The organism is Lampropedia puyangensis, from assembly GCF_004833285.1.
In the GTDB taxonomy this organism is placed as follows: domain Bacteria; phylum Pseudomonadota; class Gammaproteobacteria; order Burkholderiales; family Burkholderiaceae_C; genus Lampropedia; species Lampropedia puyangensis.
The window spans coordinates 1-3,852 of sequence record NZ_STFG01000048.1 but is presented as its reverse complement, the minus strand read 5'-3'; the positions used below and the strand labels follow the sequence as shown (position 1 = coordinate 3,852).

Genomic DNA, 3,852 nt, shown 5'->3' with positions numbered 1-3,852 from the left:
AGCATGAGCATACGCTTACAAAGATCGTAAACACGATATTAGGACATCACTACTTCAATCCGCTTGACCACCTAGCTAAATACGACACCTCCTTTCTTGGAGCCGCGTTTCGCCCCAAAATCTACTACATTTAGGGCTTTCGATCCGAGGCGATCCCCATTGACGTCCCCCCAAGGCTTTGTTGCACAAATGCCGGAAGTTGAGCGGTAGGATTGCAGGATGAGTGAATCAACCTGGGGCAAAAAAACCTACCGCACCACGAACTGGAAAGAATACAACGCCTCATTGAAAGCCAGAGGCAGCCTGACGGTCTGGCTGGATAAGAACATGCAGTGGCTCGCTCCTGCCAGTGGCAAACGAGGCTGCCATCAAAAATATTCTGAAGCTGCCATCCAGTCCTGCTTGACTATTAAATGTCTGTTTGGTCTGCCCCTACGCCAAGCCTTGGGATTGGTCGAATCTCTATTACAGCTGGCAGGCTTAAATTGGTCAGTGCCTGATTTCAGTACCGTCTGTCGACGTCAGAAAGACCTACAGGTCAACGTGCACTACCAAGCTAGCCAAGGTGCCCTGAACCTGCGCATTGACTCGACTCCACTGGTATCAAGTTTCTGGGTGAAGGTGAATGGAAGGCCAAGAAGCTTGGAGCAGAACGAAGACGCCAATGGTGCAAAGTGCATTTAGGCACAGATGCCGATACTTTGCAGATTCGAGCCATGGCAGTGAGTACTGTGGCAACCGCGAGCACCACGAGTTTGCGCTGTATCTGAACTTGGAGAACATCGAGCACACGAGAACCAAGGCCAAGAGCCCTCAAACCAATGGGATCTGTGAGCGCTTTCACCAAACCATCCAAAACGAGTTCTATGCCAGTGCGTTCAGACGAAAGATCTACACCAGCATTGGGCAATTACAAGCAGATGTGGATCAATGGGGGCATGACTACAATATGGAGCGCACTCACTCTGGCAAACATTGTTTTGGCAAGACGCCTTGGCAGACCTTGCTCGAGTCAAAACACATCGCGCTTGAAAAGCAGCTGGATCGGACAGTGCAGACAGAAGCTCCTTCGATCCAACAACGCTCAAACATTGCCAATTGAACCCAGTCTGTTAGATCAAGTCTAGGTTAGGACATCTCAATCGGTTCACCGAACTTGGCTGCCCTCACACGGTGGCTGTGGGATAGCTGCGTCTGGGGTTTAGGGCACTTCACGCTAAATTTGATTTATGCAACAAAGCCCATGGGCTGCACTATCGATAATTACCCTTATCGATAGCAACTGCCACACAGGCTCTCACCTCCCGCACGGCTCCATGCGACGACGGGTAGGTATGCGGGTGACATACAAAAGATGTCGTTTCAAAGGCGCGTGAAGCAGCCACATAAAACAGCCTGAATCGCCCCGAGTTTTGAGATGGCGATCAACTCCCTTTTTAGACCGGGCTAACCCATCGGTCAACCGGGCTTGCTACGCAAGCCGGTTACCTCACACGTTAGATGCCAGCGATAGTTCTTGTGCGCGCACAGCTTTAGAAGCAATAAAATTCTGTCGATCTTGATATTCAAGCGAAATAATCGGTTGCTGATATTTTGGGAGTTAACGCATGAAAGCTTGGATCTATCTTGCCGCTGCGATAGTCGCCGAGGTGATCGCAACGTCAGCACTCAAATCGAGTGAAGAATTCACAAAACTTGCCCCATCTGTCGTAGTTGTCATCGGCTACGGTGTGGCGTTCTATTTCTTGTCACTCGTCTTGAAGACCATCCCGGTCGGCATCGCCTACGCTGTTTGGTCCGGCCTCGGTATCGTGCTGATCGCAGCAGTTGCATGGCTCTTCCATGGACAAAAGCTCGACGCTTGGGCTTTTGTTGGCATGGGACTGATAGTTAGCGGAGTAGCTGTTCTCAACTTGCTCTCCAAGACCAGTACCCACTGATCCAGGGTTTGCACCTAACAAGGTCTTCAAGCGTTAGGGGTAATCCCCCCGCAAAACCATCATTTTGAGAAGTAGAGATATCCAAGGAGAATCTCTACTATGAAGAAGTCACGTTTTACAGACAGCCAAATCATCGATGCCCTCAAACGCGCAGAAGCTGGCTTGACGGTTCCCGAGCTTTGCCGTGAGCTGGGCATCAGTTCGGCGACGTTCTACAATTGGCGAGCAAAGTTCGCAGGGATGGATGCCTCGCTCATGGCTCGCATGAAGGAGCTCGAAGCGGAGAATGCACGACTGCGTAAGATGTATGTCGAAGAAAAGCTCAAGGCTGAGGCCGTTGCTGAGGCACTCTCAAAAAAGTGGTGAAGCCATCTCGCAGGCGCGAGATGGCTCAGCAAGCTGTTGCGCAACGGGGCCTGTCCATCCGGGCTGCCTGCCAAGCATTTCAAATTAGTCAGGCTTGTTATCGATACAAAGCGCTGCGTTGTCACGAGGAAGATGAGATTGCCCTGTGGCTGCTGCGCTTGACGGACAACAACCGCAATTGGGGCTTTGGCCTGTGCTTTTTGTATCTGCGTAACGTCAGGTGCTTCAAATGGAACCACAAGCGTGTGTATCGCATTTACAGGGAGTTGGAGTTGAATCTGCGCATCAAGCCGTAAGCGCTTGGTACGTGATAAACCTGAGCCATTGGCAGTGCCGGCTAGTCGTGATGTCGTTTGGTCTGTGGACTTTATGCATGACCAGCTTGAAGATGCTCGCAGCTTCAGGCTGCTCAATGTCATTGATGATTTCAACCGCGAAGCACTCGGTATTGAGGTGGACTTCTCGCTGCCTGCACTGCGCGTCATTAGAACGCTGGAGCAAATCATCCAGTGGCGTGGTAAGCCTCAGGTGATTCGTTGTGATAACGGTTCTGAGTACATCAGCGCAACGTTGCAAAACTGGGCGACAGCCCAAGTAATTGGCCTGCAATACATCCAGCCTGGCAAGCCTCAGCAAAACGCCTATATCGAGCGGTTCAATAGGACCGTGCGCTACGAATGGCTGTCACAGTACCATTGGCGTAACCTCGATGAGGTGCGAGATTATGCCACCCAGTGGATATGGCAATATAAACACGAACGCCCAAACATAGCCTTGGGCGGCATCACCCCTAAACAGCGGCTGCCCATGGCCGCATAGTTCTACTTCTCAGAACTAGGGTTTATGGGGAGATTACCAGGCGTTTGCTTCGCGTTCCTTGCAAAGTTGGGTTTTCAGTCGCAAGCATTTCGCTGGTTTTGGCAATGCAACGTGTAGTTGGCGTAGTTACCAAAGCATTTGTTCTTTTCGTTGCGCGTGCTTTCGGTTTTAACGCGACCTTGCAGCTTGATTTTTCACGTAGGGTCGGTCATTTCACCGTCCTAACCCATCGCTCAAGCGGACTGCTTCGCATCCGCTTAGCTCAACCGTTAGCAGAATGAGATTAAAGATCAGTTCTACAGTGGCGCGTTGTTTGCGGTCACAATCACTTCATAGCCCCAACAATGACAGTCACGCGCCGGTTGGAAGCACGCCCTTCGCTGGAGTTGTTCTTGGCAACCGGTTTTTGACTTCCAAGTCCACGCGTTTGAATGGCATTTGCTGGGTATCCGTCCTCGACCATCAGCTGCGCCACTGCATCTGCACGCCTCTTTGAGAGGGCTTCGTTATAGCGAGCGTCCCCGGTGTCATCGGTATGCCCGTCCAAGCGAATACGGTCGATTCCAATCTCTAAAAACATGGTTGTGATCTTCTTGATGCGATGCGTCGTACTAAGATCCACGTCAGAAGAATTCAAGTCAAACAAAATTCTTCCTGACAGATCCAGCTGCATTCCATCATCGGTGAAGCTGAATCCCTCATTTTCCAGTGCCATGATCTGCGCCTT

Annotated in this window: 3 protein-coding genes and 2 pseudogenes; 4 read left to right on the top strand and 1 reads right to left on the bottom strand. The window is 51.0% G+C overall.

Going from position 1 to position 3,852, the window contains the following annotated elements:
- Positions 1-219: 219 nt before the first annotated feature.
- From E9531_RS17270 to E9531_RS17255, 4 genes and pseudogenes are all read left to right on the top strand, one after another.
- Positions 220-728 (top strand): annotated as a pseudogene (locus tag E9531_RS17270) (IS5 family transposase); the annotation flags it as partial.
- The gene (locus E9531_RS17265) at positions 626-1,102 is read left to right on the top strand and encodes an integrase core domain-containing protein (RefSeq protein ID WP_425293607.1); all 477 of its coding nucleotides are present in this window, start codon (positions 626-628) and stop codon (positions 1,100-1,102) included. The pseudogene E9531_RS17270 and the gene E9531_RS17265, both read left to right, overlap by 103 nt.
- A gap of 505 nt (positions 1,103-1,607) precedes the next feature.
- A complete protein-coding gene (locus E9531_RS17260) occupies positions 1,608-1,940 on the top strand; it encodes a Qac family quaternary ammonium compound efflux SMR transporter (RefSeq protein WP_136575007.1) in 333 nt (110 codons plus the stop codon).
- 99 nt (positions 1,941-2,039) lie between these two features.
- Positions 2,040-3,125, top strand: a pseudogene (locus E9531_RS17255) (IS3 family transposase).
- Positions 3,126-3,450: 325 nt separating this feature from the next.
- Here the strand turns inward: E9531_RS17255 and yfiB are convergent.
- Positions 3,451-3,852: outer membrane lipoprotein YfiB (gene yfiB / locus E9531_RS17250; protein WP_211343484.1), on the bottom strand; the 402-nt coding region annotated here is incomplete at its 5' end.

What these genes read in the sequence shown, in the direction of transcription:
- E9531_RS17265 (WP_425293607.1), top strand. Translation starts at nt 626, where the DNA reads ATGGAAGGCCAAGAAGCTTGGAGCAGAACGAAGACGCCAATGGTGCAA.
- E9531_RS17260 (WP_136575007.1), top strand. Translation starts at nt 1,608, where the DNA reads ATGAAAGCTTGGATCTATCTTGCCGCTGCGATAGTCGCCGAGGTGATC.